The sequence below is a fragment of the Streptomyces sp. SS8 genome (genome assembly GCF_054072955.1).
On record NZ_JBSVCZ010000001.1, the window covers coordinates 1 to 17,049 of the forward strand.

The window sequence follows — 17,049 nt, forward strand, 5'->3', positions numbered from 1 at the left end:
GTTTGTGACAGGGTGTGGGCGGTTGCGGGTGGACGCCGGTCCGCCCTGGCGGCGAACCGGCGTTCCCTGCCCTGCTCCGCAGGAGCTTCGTTTCCTCCCCGCTCTAAAGGACGGGGTATCCACGAAGGAGAGCCCCGATGACCGAGACGCGCGGCCTCAGGGCGCCCCGGCTCCTTCGACGGCCCGTCAGCCGTCCAGGCTGACGACCATCTTCCCGACGTTCCGGCCGCGGAGCATGCCGAGGAAGGCGTCCACCGCGTTCTCGATGCCGTGGACGACCGTCTCGTGGTACTTCAGCTCCCCGGAGCGGATCCAGGCCGAGACCTCCTCGACGAACCGCGGCCGCAGATCCGAGTGGTCGCCCACGAGCATGCCCTGGATCCTCAGCCGCTTGCCGATGACCATCGCGAGGTTGCGCGGGGCGGCGGGCGGCTCGGTGGCGTTGTACTGGGCGATCATCCCGCAGACCGCGACACGGCCGTGCGTCCTGAGTGAGCCGATCGCCGCCTCCAGATGCTCACCGCCGACGTTGTCGAAGTAGACGTCGACGCCGTCGGGCGCGGCCTCCTTCAACTGCCGCGCCACCGGGCCGTTCCTGTAGTTGAAGGCGGCGTCGAAGCCGTACTCCCCGGTGAGGAGTGCGGCCTTCTCATCCGAGCCGGCGCTGCCGATGACGCGGGAGGCCCCCTTGAGCCGGGCGATCTGGCCGACCTGGCTGCCGACCGCGCCCGCCGCGCCCGAGACGAAGACGGCGTCGCCCTCCCTGAAGGAGGCCACCTCCAGCAGCCCGGCGTAGGCGGTCAGTCCGGGCATGCCGAGGACCCCGAGATAGGTCGTCAGCGGGGCCGACTCGGCGGAGACCTTCGCCGCGTGCTTCGCGTCCAGCGTGGCGTACTCGCGCCAGCCCAGGCCGTGCAGCACATGCTCGCCCGGGGCGAACCCCTCGGCCTCGGAGGCGACGACGACGCCGACCGCGCCGCCGTCCATCGGCCGGTCCAACTCGAACGGCGGGACGTAGGACTTGACGTCGTCCATCCTGCCGCGCATGTAGGGGTCGACCGAGAGGTGGAGGTTGCGCACCAGGATCTGGCCGGCCCGCGGGGCCCGCACGGGGGCCTCACGCAGCGCGAATCCATCCGGCTCCGGCCATCCCCGCGGGCGGGCGGTCAGATGCCACTCACGTCCGGTGGCGGGCAACGTCATGAGAACGCCTCCATATGCTTCAGGCACTGAAACAACCATCCCCTCGATGTTTCATGTTGTCAAGCAAGTCGGTATCCTGGGGCCATGGCCTCCCGTCCCGCCCCCGTCGACCCCCTCACCCTCGAGGTCGTCGAACTGATCGGCTCCGTCGTCGTCCGCTTCCACCAGGAGTACGACGAGGCCGCCGCCAGGCACTCCCTGACCGGCGCGCAGGCGCGGCTGCTCGCCCTGCTCCACCACCAGTGCCTGCCCATGCGGGAGATAGCCCGGCGGCTGAAGTGCGAGCCGTCCAACGTCACGGGCATCGTCGACCGCCTGGAGTCGCGCGGCCTGGTCGAGCGGCGCCCCGATCCGGCCGACCGCCGTGTCAAGCTCGCCGCCGCCACCGAGTCGGGCCACGAGACGGCCGAACGGCTGCGCGCCTCGATGGACTTCGCCAGCGAGCCCCTGGCCGACCTGACGCCGGCCGAACGCGCACTCCTGCGCGACCTCCTCAGACGCATGCTGGGCGACGGACCCGGCGACGGTTCCCCGGGCACCTCCTCGGGCACTCCCGCGAACTGAGCGGGGCAGGGCCGGGAACGGGGCCGGGGGCGGCGGCGGAGGATGGGTCCCGCTCTAGGTGCACCACCACAGGAAGCGCTCGCAGGTGGGCGTCGGCTCCGGCTCGGGTTCCGGCTCGGCCGGGGGCGGCGGCGGATCGGCGGGCCGCGTCTCCTGGGGCGGCGGCTCGGGGGCCTGGGTGGGTTCGGTGGTGGGCTCGGGTCCCGTGGTGATGCCGCCGCTCTCGACCGCGGTGGTCGAGGGCCCGGCGGAGGCGGAGGGATCCGCCGAGGAGTCCGCCGACTCCGACGGCTCGGCCGAGGAGGAGCCCGACGCGGAGGGCGCGGCGGACCGCGAGCCCGACGGGCCGGCACCCGGCCGTTCCGCTCCGGGCGACGGCTCGGCCGAACCGTCGGAGCCGGCGGATCCGGTCTCCTCCTCGCCGTTGGCACCGTCTCCGAGCTCGTTCCCGCCGCCGTCCGGGGAGACGCCCGGTATGGGCAGCTCCTTCAGCACGCCCTCGGTGGTGAACTCCGTGACGCCGAGGGTGGCGATCCCGGCGCCGAGTATCAGGCCCACGACGGTGGTACGGCGCCGCCGCCCCGCCTGCGAGCGCGCCCGGCGGCCGCGCCGGGCGGCCGCGCGGCCCTCGCCGGCCCCGCCGTCGCCCTGTTCCGCGTGCTCATCACGGTCGCCGTGCCCGCCGCGCTCAGCGCGGCCGCCGTGTTCGCCGTACGCCTCCGTGCCGTACGCATCGCCGTAGGCGTCGCGGGCGTCCTCGTGGCCGATCCGGTGCCCTGCCCCGCCGCCCTGCCCGTATCCGCCGTCGTGGTCGGCGGCGTATCCGCCGTACGCGTCACCGCCGTACTCGCTACCGCCGCCGTGCGGGCCGTACGGACCGGACTCCCGGCCGTACGGATCGGCGAAGGCCGCGGCCGAGGGGTCCACCGGCGCCAGGCCGTGGCTGGGCATGCCGCAACCCGGGCAGGAGAGGGCGCCGTTGAGATGCCGACGGCATGTGACGCAGTAGGTCATGGAGTCCGCAGGGTACGAGGCTCGCGGGAAGAGGAGAAGGCGCTCCGCGTGAAGATCCGGTGTCAACCCGCGAAAGGCGGCTGCGCCAGCCCCTCCCCCGCGTCCGGCAGCACCATCAGCGAACCGGCCAGCGGCTCCGCGCCGGGGTCGGTGCCCGTCCTGGCCGTGGTGATGTAGAGGTCCCGCAGGCCCGGCCCGCCGAAGGCGCACGAGGTGGTGTTGGAGGCCGGGACGGCGACCGTCCGGTCCAGCCTGCCGTCGGGGGTGTAGCGCCGGACCGCGCCCCCTCCCCACAGGGCGACCCAGACGCAGCCTTCCGCGTCCACCGTCAGCCCGTCGGGGAAGCCCGCGCCCTCCTCGATCAGCGCCAGCGTCCGGCGGCCCAGCACCTCGGGGCCGTCGGTGTCGAAGACGTCGATCCGGCGGGTGGGGGTGTCGATGTAGTACATCAGCCGCCCGTCCGGGCTCCAGCCCGTGCCGTTGCTGATGCTCACGTCCGCCAGGACCGTGACGGCCGAGCCGTCCGGGGCGACGCGGCTGAGCGTCCCCCCGCCCGGGCGCTCGTCGTACGCCATCGTGCCCGCCCACAGCGCGCCGTCGGGGGCGACGGCGGCGTCGTTGCCCCGGCGGCCCGCCACGGGCTCGCGGCGCAGCCAGGAGAACGAGCCGTCCCCGTCGTACAGGCCCACCCCGTCGCGGAGGTTGACCACCAGGCCGCCGCCGGCCCGCGGCTTGGCCGCGCCCACGTGCTGCTCGGTCGCCAGCACCGTGCGGCGGCCGTCGGCCGGGGCATAGGTGTGCACCCGGCTCGCGAGGATGTCCACCCACACCAGGCACTCGCGCTCCGCGTCCCATGTGGGTCCCTCGCCCAGCAGCGCCCCCTGCCGCACCACGACCTCGGGCCGCTCCGTCTTCCCCGTTCCGGCCATGCCGTCCCGCCCCTCTTCTCGTCGACTCTCCTCGCGGGCCGCCCGCGTCCGCCCGCCCGTTCCCGCCCGGCTACGCCGCGCCGCGGTGCCCCAGCCGGGCCGACAGCTCGGCCGCGCCCTCGACCGCCAGGTTCTCCAGTTCGGCGCGCCGCTCCTCGCTCCAGCGGATCATGGGCACCGAGATGCTGAGCGCCGCGACCACCTTCCCCGTGCCGTCCCGGACGGGCGCGGCCACACAGCTCACGTCGGGATTGGACTCGCGCCGCTCGACGGCGACGCCGCGTTCGCGGATCCCGGCCAGCGCCTCTCGCAGTTCCTCCTGCGAGGTGATGGAGTTCTCCGTCATGGCCCGCAGCGGCTCGCCGCCGGGACCGGGCAGGCGCGCGTCCAGCTCGTCCGGGGGCAGCGAGGCCAGCAGCATCTTCCCCACCGAGGTGCAGTGCGCGGGCAGGCGCCGCCCGGCGGCGGAGACCATGCGGACCGCGTGGGTGCTGTCCACCTTGGCGATGTAGATGACGTCCGCGCCCTCCAGGATGGCCACGTGCACGGTCTCGTCGCAGGTCTCGGCGACGCTCCGGGCCACCTGCTGCCCTTCGGCGGCCAGGTCGAGCTGCTCGGCGTAGCGGCTCCCGAGCTGGTAGGTGCGCACCCCGAGCCGGTAACGTCCGGGCTGCCCGGGCACGGGCACCAGATACGAGCGCGCGGCCAGGGTGGTCACCAGCTCGTGGACGGTGGTGCGGGGCAGGCCCAGTCTCCGGGTGATCTCCGGCGCCGACAGGGTCCCGTCCCCGTCGAGGAAGAGTTCCAGGATGTCGAGCGCCCTGGTCACGGCCGGCACGAGGCGCCCCATGGCAGCCCTCCCCTTCTCCCCTGGGGGCTCCGGGCTCGCCGGCACCCGCAGTCGTTCGAGATTCCGAAGAACGACCGGAATCACGAACACAGGCTAGCCGCAGCCCGAAGCACCCCGCAACGACCCTCTCCGCCGCCGGGTCCCGGCCCGCCCCGCCACGATGTGCGGCACCCCGCATGGACGGCGCCGCCCGTGGAACCCGCCCCCCATGACGAGCACCGTCGTGGAAGGCCGCACGATCGAGCTGACCAGTCTGGACAGGGTCCTCTACCCCGCCTCGGGCTTCACCAAGGGCGATGTCGTGGACTACTACACCTCCGTCGCCGGGGTGCTCCTGCCCCATCTGCGCGACCGCCCGGTGTCCTTCGTCCGCGCCCCCCGCGGCGTGGAGGCCGAGTCGTTCATGGCCAAGCACGTACCGCCCGGCACACCGCAGTGGGTGACGGTGCGCGAGGTCCACCGCGCCGGCGGGGAGACCGACCGCCAGGTCGTCGTCCAGGACCTGCCGACCCTGCTGTGGGCGGCCAACCTCTCCGCGCTGGAACTGCACACGCCCCAGTGGCGGCTCCCCGCCGAGGGGATGGCCGACCGGCTGGTGTTCGACCTCGACCCGGGCGCCCCGGCGACGATCGTCCAGTGCTGCGCGGTCGCACGCCGGCTGCGCGACCTGCTGGAGCGCGACGGCCTGCCCTCGTACGCCAAGACCTCCGGCTCCAAGGGGCTGCACGTGCTCGCCCCGCTGCGGCCCGCGGACTCCGAGGCCGTGGCCCGCTACGCCGGGCGGCTGGCCCGCGAGGCGGCCGAGGCGCTGCCGGACCTCGTCGTGGACCAGGTGCCCCGGCAGCTGCGTAAGGGAAAGGTCTTCATCGACCACGGCCAGAACCTGTGGACGCGGACGACCGCCGCCCCGTACACCCTGCGCGTACGGCCGAGGCCGACCGTCTCCACCCCGGTGACATGGGACGAGGTCGCCGGCTGCGAACAGCCCGGCGACCTCGTCTTCACGGCCGGCGATCTGGCCTCCCGGCTGGAGAGGCACGGCGATCCGCTCGCTCCCCTCCTGGACCCCTCCCGCGCGGGGCGGCTGCCGGACGGCTCCTGACGCGGAGCCGCCGGACGCGCCCCGGGGGACCGGCCCCCTCAGGCGTTGCCGGTCCCCCAGCCGTCGTCGAACGGCGTGCGCTGCTCGACACGGCGGCCGCGCAGCATGCGGACCCGGTCGGAAACCGGTCCCGGCACACGGTCGCCCATCCGGTCGGAGACCGTGTTCAGCGCCTTGCCGGCCATCTCCCGCCCGTTGTGCGCGGCGGACTCGTAGGCGTTGCGCACCGCGGGGTTCTCGGCGAACTTCCGGGCCCTCTCGCGCAGCTGCTCGTACTTCTCCCGCCCGGCCCGCGTGCCGAACACGTACCCGACGGCCACTCCTACGACGAACGTGAGCCGGTAGCGCATGGCTCCACCCTTTCTCAGGTCTCTCCCGGCGCACCCCGGCCGCGCGGGTGTGCGCCCTGTCGGTCTGCGGCGGACGTTCCACCGGGTACCCCGAGGCGCGCCGCGAATACCGATTTCAGAGCACCCCCCGGCATGCGCTACTGTATTCCTCGCCAGCGGGGAACGCCCCCGGGAAACCGGAACGGGCGCCTCCGAGCAGCAGTCCCCTGTAGCTCAATTGGCAGAGCAGCCGGCTGTTAACCGGCAGGTTACTGGTTCGAGTCCAGTCGGGGGAGCAGAACGAGAAGGGCCCCGCGCGGGGCCCTTCTTCGTGTGCCCGGTACCCTGCCGGGCTGCCGCCGGGAGGCATGCTCCGTTCCGGCGACCGGCCTTTGGCCCGTGGTGACGGGCCCCACCGTCCCTGCCTCACCCCGGCACGGGCGGGAGATCGTATGAGCGGCTATGCTGCGGCAGACGGCGCGCACAGATGTGCGTGGCGCGCCGTCCCGGGGCGGTAGCTCAGCCGGTTAGAGCAGCGGACTCATAATCCGTCGGTCGTGGGTTCGAGTCCCACCCGCCCCACTCACGCTCCTTCCGGGACGCGGAGACGCCCCTTCGGGCCCGGGGGCCGGCTCCGGCTCCCCGGGCGAAGGCGCTCCGCGCCCACCACTTCTCTCCGCCGCCCGTTCCGAACCGGCCCGCGATCGCTTTCCTGAGCAGCGGATACGCGTCGGCGTCCGACTGCCGTAGAACCCCCCCTGTGCGAAACCTGGCTCCATTCCACGTGAAATTCCACGCGAACGGGCTCTTCCGGCGGCGCCGCACGTCCAGGGCCCGCCCGATCCGTCCCGCGGGGGGAGAGCCTTGCCGATGAAACGCACACCGCTTCCGGGCGTCGGCACCAGTACGACGTCACCACCCGCTCCGGGCGGCACCTGTCGGTCGTCGCCCACCAGGACGGCCGCCGCTTCCTGGGCTTCTACGACCCCGAGGACCCCGACACCTGCCAGGCGTCCTTCCAGCTCGAATCCGACGAGGCCGCCTCCCTGGCCGCGCTGATCGCCCCCGAGCCCGAGGCGCCGGACCTGGCCGTCGGGGAGCTGGACCTGGCCACCGAGCGGATCCCGGTGACCGCCAAGTCCCCGTACCGGGGGCGGCCGCTGGGCGACACCCGCGCCCGTACCCGCACCGGGGCGTCCATCGTCGCGGTCCTGCGGCGCACCGCGCCGCACCCGGCCCCGGGGCCGGACTTCAGGCTGGAGGCGGGCGACGTCCTCGTGGTCGTGGGCACCCGCGAGGGCGTCGAGGAACTCGCCCAGATCATCACGGGGGGCTGAGTATGCACGACACCACCATGCTGCTCATCGAGCTGGGCGCCATCATCCTCGGTCTGGGGATCATCGGGCGGTTCGCCGGGCGGATCGGCCTGTCCGCCATCCCCCTCTATCTGCTGGCCGGCCTCGCCTTCGGCCACGGCGGCATCTTCGAGCTCAGCGCCGGCGAGGAGTTCGTCGCCATCGGCGCCGAGATCGGCGTGATCCTGCTGCTGCTCCTGCTGGGCCTGGAGTACAGCGCCTCCGAGCTGGTGGACAACCTCAAGACGCAGTACCCCTCGGGCGTGGTGGACTTCGTCCTCAACGCCACGCCCGGGGCCGTCGCCGCACTCGTCCTGGGCTGGGGGCCGGTGGCCGCCGTGGCACTGGCCGGTGTCACCTGGATCTCCTCCTCCGGCGTCATCGCCAAGGTCCTCACCGACCTGGGCCGGCTCGGCAACCGCGAGACACCCGTCGTCCTCGGCGTCCTGGTCATGGAGGACCTGGCGATGGCGGTGTACCTGCCGATCCTGACCACCCTGCTGGCCGGTGTCGGTCTGATGGGCGGCAGCATCAGCCTGATCGTCGCCCTGGGCACGGTCGGCCTGGTCCTCTACGTCGCGCTGCGCCACGGCCGGCTGATCAGCAAGGCCGTCTCCTCCGACAACCCCGAGCTGCTGCTGGTGCTCGGCCTGACCGTTCTGATCGCCGGTATCGCCCAGCAGCTGCACGTCTCGGCGGCCGTCGGCGCGTTCCTCGTCGGCATCGCCCTGTCCGGTGAGGTCGCCGAGAGCGCCCACCGGCTGTTCGCCCCGCTGCGGGATCTGTTCGCGGCGGTGTTCTTCGTCTTCTTCGGTCTGTCCACCGACCCGGGCAACATCCCGCCGGTGATCGTCCCGGCGCTGATCCTGGCCGTGGTGACGGTGGTGACCAAGGTCGCCACCGGCTGGTACGCGGCGCAGCGCGCCGGCATCAGCCCCAGGGGCCGGCTGCGGGCGGGGCCCTGGTGGCTCGCGGCGAGTTCTCCATCGTCATCGCCGGCCTGGCGGCCGGGGTCGCCACCGAGATCCGTCCGCTGGCCACCGCGTACGTGCTGCTGATGGTGATAATCGGCCCGCTGGCCGCCCGCTGGACGGAGCCCGCCGTCAGGGCCCTGATGCCCCGGCTGGTGCCGGTCTCCCCCGGCCCGTCGGGGCGGCCGCCGACCGGGATGCGGGAAGGGTCCGGGGCCGCCTCCGACACCGCGGCCCGCGCGGACTCCCCCACCCAGCCGTAGGGCGGAGGGAGACACCCGCGGCCGGTGAGGCATCATCTCCCCCATGGGGACAGTCGCCGGTCTGGACAGTTCGTCCGAGTACACCCGCATCGTCGTCTGCGACACCGACACCGGTGCCGTTGTCAGACAGGGATACGCCCCGCATCCCGCGCCCGGAGGCGGCGGGGAGGACGGGACCGGAGCGGCCGCGGGCAGACGCACCGAGACCGACCCGCAGGCGTGGCTGCTCTCGCTCGGCGACGCCGCGGCGGGCGGGGTGCTGGAGGGTGTCCAGGCCATCGGTGTCTCGGCGCAGCAGAACGGGCTGGTCGCGCTCGACGAGGCCGGCGACCCGGTGCGGCCCGCGCTGGTCGGCAACGACCGGCGCGCGCAGACCGCCGCGGCCGACCTCGTCGACGCGCTCGGCGGGCGCGAGGCGTGGGCGCAGGCGGTGGGCGCCGTGCCGCAGGCGGCGCAGCCGGTGGCGAAGCTGCGCTGGCTGGCCCGGCACGAGCCGGAGACCGCCCGGCGCGTGGCAGAGGTCCTCCAGCCGCACGACTGGCTGGTGTGGCAGCTGCTGGGCCGTCCGGCGCGCCGCACCACCGACCGCGGCGACGCCTCGGGGACCGGCTACTGGTCGGCCGCCGCCGAGTCCTGGCGGGCGGATCTGGCCGAGCTGGCGCTCGGCCACCCGGTGAGGCTGCCTCAGGTGCTGGGTCCGGCGGAGCCCGCCGGGCACACCCCGGAGGGGCTGCTGATCTCGGCCGGCACGGGCGAGACGATGGCCGCCGCCTTCGGCCTGGGCGTCGGCCCGGGCGACGCGGTGGTCTCGCTGGGGGCCTCCGGTTCGGTCTTCTCCGTGCACCACCAGGCGCTGGCCGAGCCGACCGGCATTATCACCTCTCTCGCCGACGCCACCGGCATGCACCTGCCGGTGGTGCACACGCTCAACGCCGTACGGGCACTGCGCGGCGCCGCCGAACTGCTCGGCACCTCCCTGGAAGGGCTGTCGGAGCTGGCGCTGTCCTCCACGCCGGGCTCCCACGGGCTGGTGCTGCTCCCCTATCTGGAGGGCGAGCGCACCCCCGACCTGCCGCACACCGCCGGCACGCTGGCCGGGCTGCGGCGCGAGAGCATGAAGCCGGAGCACCTGGCACGCGCCGCCTTCGAGGGGATGCTGTGCGGGCTCGCCGACGCCCTCGACGTACTGCGCGGCCGGGGCGTGTCGGTCGGCCGGGTCTTCCTGCTGGGGGCCGCGGCCGATCTGCCGGCCGTACAGGCGATCGCTCCGGCCCTGCTGGGAGCGCAGGTGGTGGTCCCCGAGCCCGCCGACTACACGGCTCTGGGCGCCGCCCGCCAGGCCGCCTGGGCCCTGGGGGTGTCCCAGGGCACGCTCTCGCCGCAGCAGCCCCCGATGTGGCCCGCCCCCGCCGGCCGGGTCCTGGAGCCGGGCGAGGAGCTGGCGGTGGGTCAGGCGGTGCGGCAGCAGTACGCGACGGTGCGGGAGCAGACGCATCCGGGCGCCTTCGGCTGAGCCCGCGCCGGCGGTCCCGGCCGGGCGCCGGGTGCCGGACCGGCCGGGCGCCGGGTCGGCGGGGCCGGGGCTCAGTCCAGATAGCCCCGCAACTGGTCCGCGTAGGCGTGGTCGCGGAGTCTGGCCAGCGTCCTGGACTCGATCTGGCGGATGCGTTCGCGGGTGACGCCGAAGAGACGGCCGATCTCCTCCAGCGTGCGGGGCCGGCCGTCGACGAGCCCGTAGCGCAGCTGGACGACCCTGCGCTCGCGCTCGCCGAGGGTGGACAGCACCGCGTCCAGGTGCCGCCGCAGCAGCAGGAAGGCGGCGGTCTCCACAGGCGAGGGCGCGTCGCCGTCCTCGATGAGGTCGCCGAGGTTGACGTCGTCCTCCTCACCCACCGGGGCGTGCAGCGACACCGGTTCCCGGGCCAGCCGCAGTACCTCGCCGACCCGTTCCCCGGTCAGGCCGAGCTGGGCGGCGACCTCCTCGGGCGTCGGCTCGTGGCCGCGCTCCTGGAGCAGGCGGCGCTGGACGCGGACGACCCGGTTGATCAGCTCCACGACGTGCACCGGGACCCTGATGGTGCGGGCCTGGTCGGCCAGCGCCCGGGACATGGCCTGGCGTATCCACCAGGTGGCGTAGGTGGAGAACTTGTAGCCGCGGGTGTAGTCGAACTTCTCCACGGCCCGGATGAGGCCCAGGTTGCCCTCCTGGACCAGGTCGAGCATGGTCAGCCCGCGGCCGGCGTACCGTTTGGCCACCGAGACCACCAGGCGGAGGTTGGCCTCGATCAGGCGGCGCTTGGCCACCCGTCCCATGACCACCAGCCGGTCGAGGTCGAGGGCGAGGCTCTCGTCGAGGCCGGAGGCGCGGGTGAGCTTCTCCTCGGCGAACAGGCCCGCCTCGACGCGCCGGGCGAGTTCGACCTCCTCGGCGGCCGTCAGCAGGGGGACGCGGCCGATCTCGCGCAGGTACTGACGGAAGAGGTCGGCGGAGGGGCCGGTCGCGTCGGGTCCGCCCAGCCGGGGTGCGAGAGGGGGCTCCGCCCGGAGGCGTTCGGCGTCCGGCCCCGTCTCCTGCCCGGGGACGGCCCGCGGGTGGCCGGGCGAGGGAGGCCGCGGGCCGCCGGGCGGTACGGCGGCCGGGCCGGGAGTGCCCGGGGAGTCGGGGGCGATGAGGGCGGCGGGAACGGCGGGTGCGGCGAGGGCCGCGCCGGCCGGGGTCCGGGTCTGCACGAGGGCGGCCTCCAAGCTGATCGCTGCCGGTTCGGGGCGACACGCGAGACGAGGACGGGCGCGGCCGCGCCGCTGTCCGCACCGCGGCGGACGAGCGGCGCCGAGGGGGCACGCGCTCCGGGGACTCAGGCACCTCCCTCAGTGTGGGGTACGACACACTCCCGTCACGAGGGGCGTGCGCACGGTTTCTGGACTCCCGGGTGACCGAACGCGTACGGAAGGTGACAGAACGGGCCGGTGAACGGGCCGGTGAACGTCCATCGGCGGCGGAGGGGCGACCGCCGACGGGCAGGGTCCGGCCGGTACGCGATCAGGTCCGCGCGGACCGCGCGGGGCTCACGACCAGAGCGCGGCGGCGCCGCGGTCGCGCAGCGACCGGCCGTACCGCTCCAGCGTCCACAGCTGCTCGGCGACGGCCGTCTGGGCCTCGTCCCCGCTGTTCGCCATGCGCGCGAGGGTGCTGCTCAGTTCGGCGATCCGGCGGTTGACCGCCTCCAGCCGCACCTTGACCAGGAACTCCCCGGCGTAGGCCTCGTCGGGCTCGCGCGGGGTGCGCAGCGGCTCGACGCTCAGCTCGGTGATCATCGACCGCACGGTGTCGTCCGGCGCGGCGTCGCGCACCCGCGCCAGGTACTCCCCGTCGGCCCGCTCCACTCCTCCGGCCTTCTCCACGGCCCGGCGCACCTCGGCGTAGGGCTCGGCGGTGAACTCGTCGGCCCCGTAGGCGTCGAAGAGCGGGGAGACCAGCGCCGGGAACTGCAGTGCCAGCTTGAGCAGTTCGCGCTCGGCCAGCCGCTGGGGGCTGCGCAGGTCCAGCCGGGGGCCGCCGGGCGCGGGGCCGGGCCTCACCTGCGGTGCGGGGGGCGCGGCGGAGCGGCGCTGCTGCGGGCCCCCCTGGCCTCCCGGACCGCCGGACCGCCGCTCGCGCTCCCAGCGGGCCAGCTGCCCCACCCGCCGCACCACGAACTCGGTGTCGAGGATGCCCAGCAGCCCGGCCAGGCGTACGGCGTACTGGTGCTGGATCGAGCCGTCCTTGATCCGCGCGACGATCGGCGCGGCCTCCTCCAGGGCGGCGGCCCGGCCTTCGGCGGTGTCCAGGTTGTGCTGCCCGGTGACCGAGCGGATGGCGAACTCGAACAGCGGCGAGCGCCCCTGGACCAGGGCCGCCACCGCCTCGTCGCCCTCGGCCAGCCGCAGTTCGCACGGGTCCATGCCGCCGGGGGTGATGGCGATGGAGGTGCGGGCGGCGAACTTCTGGTCGTCCTCGAAGGCGCGCAGCGCGGCCTTCTGCCCGGCCGCGTCGCCGTCGAAGGTGAAGACGACCTCCGAGCGGGAGTTGTCCATCAGCAGCCGGCGCAGGATCTTGATGTGCTCGCCGCCGAAGGCGGTGCCGCAGGTGGCGATGGCGCCGGTGACCCCGGCCAGGTGGCAGGCCATCACGTCCGTGTAGCCCTCGACGACCACGGCCCGGCCGGTCTTGGCGATCTCGCGCTTGGCCAGGTCGATGCCGTAGAGCACCTGGGACTTGTGGTAGATCGCCGTCTCGGGGGTGTTGAGGTACTTCGGCCCGTTGTCGTCCTCGCGCAGCTTGCGGGCGCCGAAGCCGACGACCTCGCCGGTGATGTCGCGGATGGGCCACATCAGCCGGCCGCGGAAGCGGTCGATGGGGCGGCCGTTGCGGCTCTCCTGGGCGAGGCCGGCCAGGATCAGCTCCTTGTCACTGAAGCCCTTGCCGCGCAGGAAGCGGGTCAGGTGGTCCCAGCCGGCCGGGGAGTAGCCGACGCCGAAGTGCGCGGCGGCCTCCTGGTCGAAGCCGCGCTCGGCCAGGAAGCGGCGGCCGGTCTCGGCCTCGGGCGAGTCGAGCCGCTCGGTGTAGAAGGCGGCGGCGGCCTTGTGCGCCTGGACCAGCCGGATGCGCTCGCCCTGCTGGCGGCCGGGGGCGTAGCCGCCCTCCTCGTAGCGCAGGGTGACCCCGGCCTGGGAGGCGAGCCGCTCGACGGCCTCGGAGAAGGACAGGTGGTCCACCTTCATCACGAAGTCGAGGGTGTCCCCGCCGGCCTGGCAGCCGAAACAGTGGTACAGGCCCTTGCTCGGGCTGACGTGGAAGGAGGGGGACTTCTCGTCGTGGAAGGGGCACAGCCCCTTGAGGTTGCCGCCGCCGGCCGGGCGGAGCTGGAGGTACTCGGAGACGACGGCGTCGATCGGGACCGCGTCCCGTACCGCCTTCACGTCGTCGTCGTTGATCCGTCCCGCCACGGCGGAAAGTCTACGGCCGCCCGGCGGCGTCCCCGGCACGGCGGGTCCGGGGCCGGATCTCCCGGACGAAGACGAGGTGCGGGCCGACGCCCTCGATGACGAACTCCTCTCCGTGTGCCCGAAAGCCCTGGCGCTCGTAGAAGCCGCGGGCCGGGGCGCGGCCGTTGCACCACAGCAGCGCGGCGCCGCGGGCGGCGGCCTCGGCGGTGCCCGCGCGCAGTACGGCGGCGCCGTGGCCCCGGCCGCGGGCGGCGGGGGCGCTGGCCATGCCCCGGAAGCGGTAGGCGGTCGCGGCGAGGTCCGCCGACGGGCCCGGGGAGGCTCCGCGGAGGGGTCCGGGGAACGGCTCGGGGAAGAACGTGCCGCATCCGAGGACCTCCGGCGCGTCCCCCTCGTAGGAGGCGATGTGGAACGCGGCGGGGTCGCCGTCCTCGGGGAAGACCGCCGCCTCGCGCGGCAGCCCCGGGCGCAGCACCTCCCACCGCAGGCCGAGGATCTCCGATGCGGGCACCAGCGCGGTACGGATGGCGGGGACGGTCATGCCGCCACGCTACGGCTCCGCGGCCGGCGGTCCGCGGCCGGGGCGGGGACGGGGACGGGGACGGAGGGGATCCGGCGGGTCAGTTCCCGGCCAGCACCTCCAGCGGCAGCGAGGGGTCGGCCAGCTTCTCCGGATCGGTCTCCCGGCCGGAGCGGACGAGCCGCTGGACCGGCCCGGTGACGCCCTCGGTGTTCATGCCCAGCCCGGCCAGCACCCGTCCCTCGCTCAGCCAGAACGCGGTGAACTCCCGCTTGCCGAGGTCGCCCCGGACGACCACCTGGTCGTACGAGCCGGGCGGCGCCCAGCCGGAGTACTCCATGCTCATGTCGTACTGGTCGGAGAAGAAGTACGGCACCCGGTCGTAGGAGACCTCCTGCCCGAGCATCGCCCGGGCGGCGGCCGGTCCGCCGTTCAGGGCGTTGGCCCAGTGCTCGACGCGCAGCCGGGTACCGAACAGCGGATGGTGGAGGGCGGCGACGTCGCCGGCCGCGTGGACGTCGGGGTCGCTGGTGCGCAGCGAGGCGTCCACCGCGACGCCGCCCACGGGCTCCCCGGCCAGTTCCAGCCCGGCGGCGCGGGCCAGGGAGGTGCGGGGGGCGGCGCCGATGGCGGCGAGCACGGCGTGCGCCGGGTGCTCCTCGCCGTCCTCCGTGCGGACGGCCAGGACCTGGCTGTCCTGGCCGACGATCTCGGTGAGGGAGGTGCCGAAGTACAGGCGCACACCGTGCTCGCGGTGCAGGTCGGCCAGGACGGCGCCCAGCTCGGGGCCGAGGACGGGGTGCAGCGGGGTGGGGTTCGGCTCGATGACGGTGACCTCGGCGCCCCAGGAGCGGGCGGTCGCGGCCACCTCCAGGCCGATCCAGCCCGCGCCCGCGACGACCAGGTGCCCGTTGTCGCGGCCGAGCCCGGCCAGGGTGCCGCGCAGCCGGTCGGCGTGCGCCAGGCGGCGCAGGTGGTGCACCCCGGCCAGCTCGGTGCCGGGGACGTTCAGGCGGCGCGGCTCGGCGCCGGTGGCCAGCAGCAGTTTGTCGTAGTGGATCCGGGCGCCGTCGCCGAGCTCCACCGTCCTGGCCTCCCGGTCGAGGCGGACGGCGGGCTGGCCGAGGTGGAGTTCGACGGCGGCCCCGGCGTACCAGGCGGGCTCGTGGACGAGGACGCTCTCGCGTCCGGTGGTGCCGCCGAGGTAGCCCTTGGAGAGGGGAGGCCGCTCGTAGGGGTGGTCGCGTTCGTCGCCGATCAGGATGACGCGGCCGGTGAAGCCCTCGGCCCGCAGGGTCTCGGCCGCCTTCGCCCCGGCCAGGCCGCCGCCGACGATGACGAACGTGCGATGTGCGTCGACCACGTGCTTCCTCCTCGTTGCGCTGCCCCCCTGCGGTGGATTCCCCGGGAGTGTGCCCCGCCGGCCGCGCCGCCGGAAGGGGCGGGGGCGGGCGCGCGGGGGATGTCCGGGGAGGGCCCGCGGTCGGCTCCGCGGACGTCTCCCACAGATCCTCCCCATCCTCCGGGCCGCTCTATCCCTCTTCGCGCGCACCGTCCTCGTTTGTCTGGAACCATCGGGTACGCGCACCCGCCGCCGCGCGTCCGTGCGCTCAGACCGCGGAGCGGTCCCGGCCGGGAGCGGCCCGCTCCGTCGCCGGGGCCTGGAGGACCCGGCGGGCGGTCAGGGCCAGGGAGAGCTCGGCCACCTCGTGGGGGCGGCCGAGGGACCGGCCGGTGAGCTGCTCGAAGCGGCGCAGCCGGTTGAGGACGGTGTTGCGGTGGCAGAACAGCCTGCTGCCGGCCCGCCGGGCCGAGCCGTCGCACTCCATCCAGGCGGTGAGGGTGTCCAGCAGCAGATCCCGGTCGGCGCCCTCCAGTCTCAGCACCGGACCCAGCACCCGCTCGGCCAGTGCCGCGGCCAGGCCGGGCGAGGAGACCAGCAGGGCGGCGGGCAGATGCTCGTGGAGCAGGACCGGCGCCCCGCCCGGGACGGCCGAGCGCAGTGCGGTCCCGGCGAGCCGGCGGGCCTCGCCGACCCGGGCCAGGCCCTCGACCGCGAAGCTGATGCCGGTGCGCAGTCCCGGCAGCGCGGGAAGGGCTCCGGCCAGCTCCGCCAGCAGGCCGTCGGCGGCGCCGTGGCCGTCCGGACCACCGGGGTCGCCCGGGCCGCCCGGTTCGCCCGGGCCGCCGTGACCGGCCGGATCGCCGCCGAGCACGGCGATGCCCAGGTCGGCGTCGGACCGGGGGTGCCACAGGATCCGTACGGCCGCTGGGACACGGGAGCGGATCAGGGCGCGGTGGGCCTCCCGGCCGGGGCCCGCGACGGCCACCACCGCGTACCGCCCCCGCTCGGGCAGCCCCAGCGCCTCGGAGGTCTCCGCGAGGTCGGCGACGCGCATGGTGCCCTCCAGCAGGGCGTCGGCCATCAACCGCTGGCGGTTGTCGTGGCGCCAGGCCAGCCGGCGCTCGGTCTGCCGGTACGCCTCGGCGACCACCGCGCAGTGCTCGTCGACGAAGTCCCACACCTCGGCCGCGACGTGGACCAGCAGCCGCGCGCCGTCGGGGTCGTGCCGGGTGACCCGGTCCACCAGGGACTGCCAGACCACCGCGCCGCCGAGCCGGAAGGCCCGCATCAGGGCGTCCAGCGGCAGCCCCTGCTCGGCACGGTCGGCGCCGATCCGCCACGAGCAGCGGCGGGCGGCGTCGCGCAGTTCCTTGGGACGCAGCAGGGAGCCCACGTTGTGCCGCAGGGAGCGGTACACCTCGTGCCACAGCTCGTCCTGGTCGACGGAGGCGGCGCGGTAGGCGGGCTCCTCCTTGCACAGAAGCTCGACCACGCGGTCGGTGAGCCGGGGCAGCTCGTCCATCAGCGGCCGGGCGGCCCGGTGCAGCACGGCCACGGCCTCGGCGTTCACGGGGGCGCGTACGACGGGATGCATCTCGGTCCTCCACCTGGCGGGTGT

13 protein-coding genes, 2 tRNA genes and 2 pseudogenes are annotated in these 17,049 nt (G+C 74.6%); 7 read left to right on the top strand and 10 right to left on the bottom strand.

The annotated features are described in order from the left end of the window. Window positions 1-186: 186 nt before the first annotated feature. Window positions 187-1,203: an NADP-dependent oxidoreductase gene (locus tag ACW69E_RS00005; RefSeq protein ID WP_457496091.1), complete on the bottom strand. Its 1,017-nt coding sequence runs from the start codon at window positions 1,201-1,203 to the stop codon at window positions 187-189. Window positions 1,204-1,287: 84 nt separating this feature from the next. On the opposite strand from ACW69E_RS00005, the gene ACW69E_RS00010 reads away from it, so the two are divergent. After that, the gene (locus tag ACW69E_RS00010) at window positions 1,288-1,767 is read left to right on the top strand and encodes a MarR family winged helix-turn-helix transcriptional regulator (protein WP_457496092.1); all 480 of its coding nucleotides are present in this window, start codon (window positions 1,288-1,290) and stop codon (window positions 1,765-1,767) included. Between the two features lie 54 nt (window positions 1,768-1,821). On the opposite strand, the gene ACW69E_RS00015 is transcribed toward ACW69E_RS00010, so the two are convergent. From ACW69E_RS00015 to ACW69E_RS00025, 3 genes are all read right to left on the bottom strand, one after another. Next, on the bottom strand, window positions 1,822-2,781 hold the full coding sequence (locus ACW69E_RS00015) for an SCO2400 family protein (protein ID WP_457496093.1): 960 nt from the start codon (window positions 2,779-2,781) through the stop codon (window positions 1,822-1,824). A 62-nt stretch (window positions 2,782-2,843) separates the two neighbouring features. Further along, a complete protein-coding gene (locus ACW69E_RS00020; protein ID WP_457496094.1) occupies window positions 2,844-3,710 on the bottom strand; it encodes an SMP-30/gluconolactonase/LRE family protein in 867 nt (288 codons plus the stop codon). Window positions 3,711-3,780: 70 nt separating this feature from the next. Continuing rightward, window positions 3,781-4,560, bottom strand: coding sequence for an IclR family transcriptional regulator (locus ACW69E_RS00025; protein WP_457496095.1), 780 nt, complete (start codon window positions 4,558-4,560; stop codon window positions 3,781-3,783). Between the two features lie 208 nt (window positions 4,561-4,768). Here ACW69E_RS00025 and ligD point away from each other — a divergent pair, with 208 nt between their 5' ends. Further along, window positions 4,769-5,662: a non-homologous end-joining DNA ligase gene (gene ligD, locus ACW69E_RS00030; RefSeq protein WP_457496096.1), complete on the top strand. Its 894-nt coding sequence runs from the start codon at window positions 4,769-4,771 to the stop codon at window positions 5,660-5,662. Between the two features lie 38 nt (window positions 5,663-5,700). On the opposite strand, the gene ACW69E_RS00035 is transcribed toward ligD, so the two are convergent. Next, the gene (locus ACW69E_RS00035; RefSeq protein WP_093849012.1) at window positions 5,701-6,012 is read right to left on the bottom strand and encodes a YtxH domain-containing protein; all 312 of its coding nucleotides are present in this window, start codon (window positions 6,010-6,012) and stop codon (window positions 5,701-5,703) included. Between the two features lie 202 nt (window positions 6,013-6,214). Here ACW69E_RS00035 and ACW69E_RS00040 point away from each other — a divergent pair. From ACW69E_RS00040 to ACW69E_RS00060, 5 genes and pseudogenes are all read left to right on the top strand, one after another. Further along, window positions 6,215-6,287 (top strand) — tRNA-Asn (locus ACW69E_RS00040). A gap of 212 nt (window positions 6,288-6,499) precedes the next feature. Next, window positions 6,500-6,573, top strand: a tRNA-Ile gene (locus ACW69E_RS00045). A 288-nt stretch (window positions 6,574-6,861) separates the two neighbouring features. Then, window positions 6,862-7,328: pseudogene (locus tag ACW69E_RS00050) on the top strand (cation:proton antiporter regulatory subunit). 2 nt (window positions 7,329-7,330) lie between these two features. Beyond that, window positions 7,331-8,580, top strand: a pseudogene (locus ACW69E_RS00055) (cation:proton antiporter). A gap of 43 nt (window positions 8,581-8,623) precedes the next feature. Next, on the top strand, window positions 8,624-10,093 hold the full coding sequence (locus tag ACW69E_RS00060; RefSeq protein WP_457496097.1) for an FGGY family carbohydrate kinase: 1,470 nt from the start codon (window positions 8,624-8,626) through the stop codon (window positions 10,091-10,093). Between the two features lie 71 nt (window positions 10,094-10,164). Here the strand turns inward: ACW69E_RS00060 and ACW69E_RS00065 are convergent, their stop codons facing one another. The 5 genes from ACW69E_RS00065 to ACW69E_RS00085 all read right to left on the bottom strand — a co-directional run bounded on the left by ACW69E_RS00065 (window position 10,165) and on the right by ACW69E_RS00085 (window position 17,025). Beyond that, window positions 10,165-11,331 (bottom strand): RNA polymerase sigma factor, encoded by a 1,167-nt coding sequence (locus tag ACW69E_RS00065; protein WP_457496388.1) that lies wholly within the window; start codon window positions 11,329-11,331, stop codon window positions 10,165-10,167. Between the two features lie 315 nt (window positions 11,332-11,646). After that, entirely contained in the window at window positions 11,647-13,566 is a 1,920-nt protein-coding gene (dnaG, locus tag ACW69E_RS00070; RefSeq protein ID WP_457496098.1) for a DNA primase, read from the bottom strand. A 10-nt stretch (window positions 13,567-13,576) separates the two neighbouring features. Next, window positions 13,577-14,107 carry a GNAT family N-acetyltransferase gene (locus tag ACW69E_RS00075; protein ID WP_457496099.1) on the bottom strand — a complete coding sequence of 177 codons (531 nt, stop codon included), beginning with the start codon at window positions 14,105-14,107 and terminating at the stop codon, window positions 13,577-13,579. Window positions 14,108-14,186: 79 nt separating this feature from the next. After that, window positions 14,187-15,449 carry an NAD(P)/FAD-dependent oxidoreductase gene (locus ACW69E_RS00080; RefSeq protein WP_457496100.1) on the bottom strand — a complete coding sequence of 421 codons (1,263 nt, stop codon included), beginning with the start codon at window positions 15,447-15,449 and terminating at the stop codon, window positions 14,187-14,189. A 247-nt stretch (window positions 15,450-15,696) separates the two neighbouring features. Beyond that, window positions 15,697-17,025 carry a PucR family transcriptional regulator gene (locus ACW69E_RS00085; RefSeq protein WP_457496101.1) on the bottom strand — a complete coding sequence of 443 codons (1,329 nt, stop codon included), beginning with the start codon at window positions 17,023-17,025 and terminating at the stop codon, window positions 15,697-15,699. Window positions 17,026-17,049 lie beyond the last annotated feature (24 nt).

Bases quoted from the DNA above. Each gene is read 5' to 3' on its own strand.
- ACW69E_RS00005 (WP_457496091.1), bottom strand. From the start codon at position 1,203: ATGACGTTGCCCGCCACCGGACGTGAGTGGCATCTGACCGCCCGCCCG.
- ACW69E_RS00010 (WP_457496092.1), top strand. From the start codon at position 1,288: ATGGCCTCCCGTCCCGCCCCCGTCGACCCCCTCACCCTCGAGGTCGTC.
- ACW69E_RS00015 (WP_457496093.1), bottom strand. From the start codon at position 2,781: ATGACCTACTGCGTCACATGCCGTCGGCATCTCAACGGCGCCCTCTCC.
- ACW69E_RS00020 (WP_457496094.1), bottom strand. From the start codon at position 3,710: ATGGCCGGAACGGGGAAGACGGAGCGGCCCGAGGTCGTGGTGCGGCAG.
- ACW69E_RS00025 (WP_457496095.1), bottom strand. From the start codon at position 4,560: ATGGGGCGCCTCGTGCCGGCCGTGACCAGGGCGCTCGACATCCTGGAA.
- ligD (WP_457496096.1), top strand. From the start codon at position 4,769: ATGACGAGCACCGTCGTGGAAGGCCGCACGATCGAGCTGACCAGTCTG.
- ACW69E_RS00035 (WP_093849012.1), bottom strand. From the start codon at position 6,012: ATGCGCTACCGGCTCACGTTCGTCGTAGGAGTGGCCGTCGGGTACGTG.
- ACW69E_RS00060 (WP_457496097.1), top strand. From the start codon at position 8,624: ATGGGGACAGTCGCCGGTCTGGACAGTTCGTCCGAGTACACCCGCATC.
- ACW69E_RS00075 (WP_457496099.1), bottom strand. From the start codon at position 14,107: ATGACCGTCCCCGCCATCCGTACCGCGCTGGTGCCCGCATCGGAGATC.
- ACW69E_RS00085 (WP_457496101.1), bottom strand. From the start codon at position 17,025: ATGCATCCCGTCGTACGCGCCCCCGTGAACGCCGAGGCCGTGGCCGTG.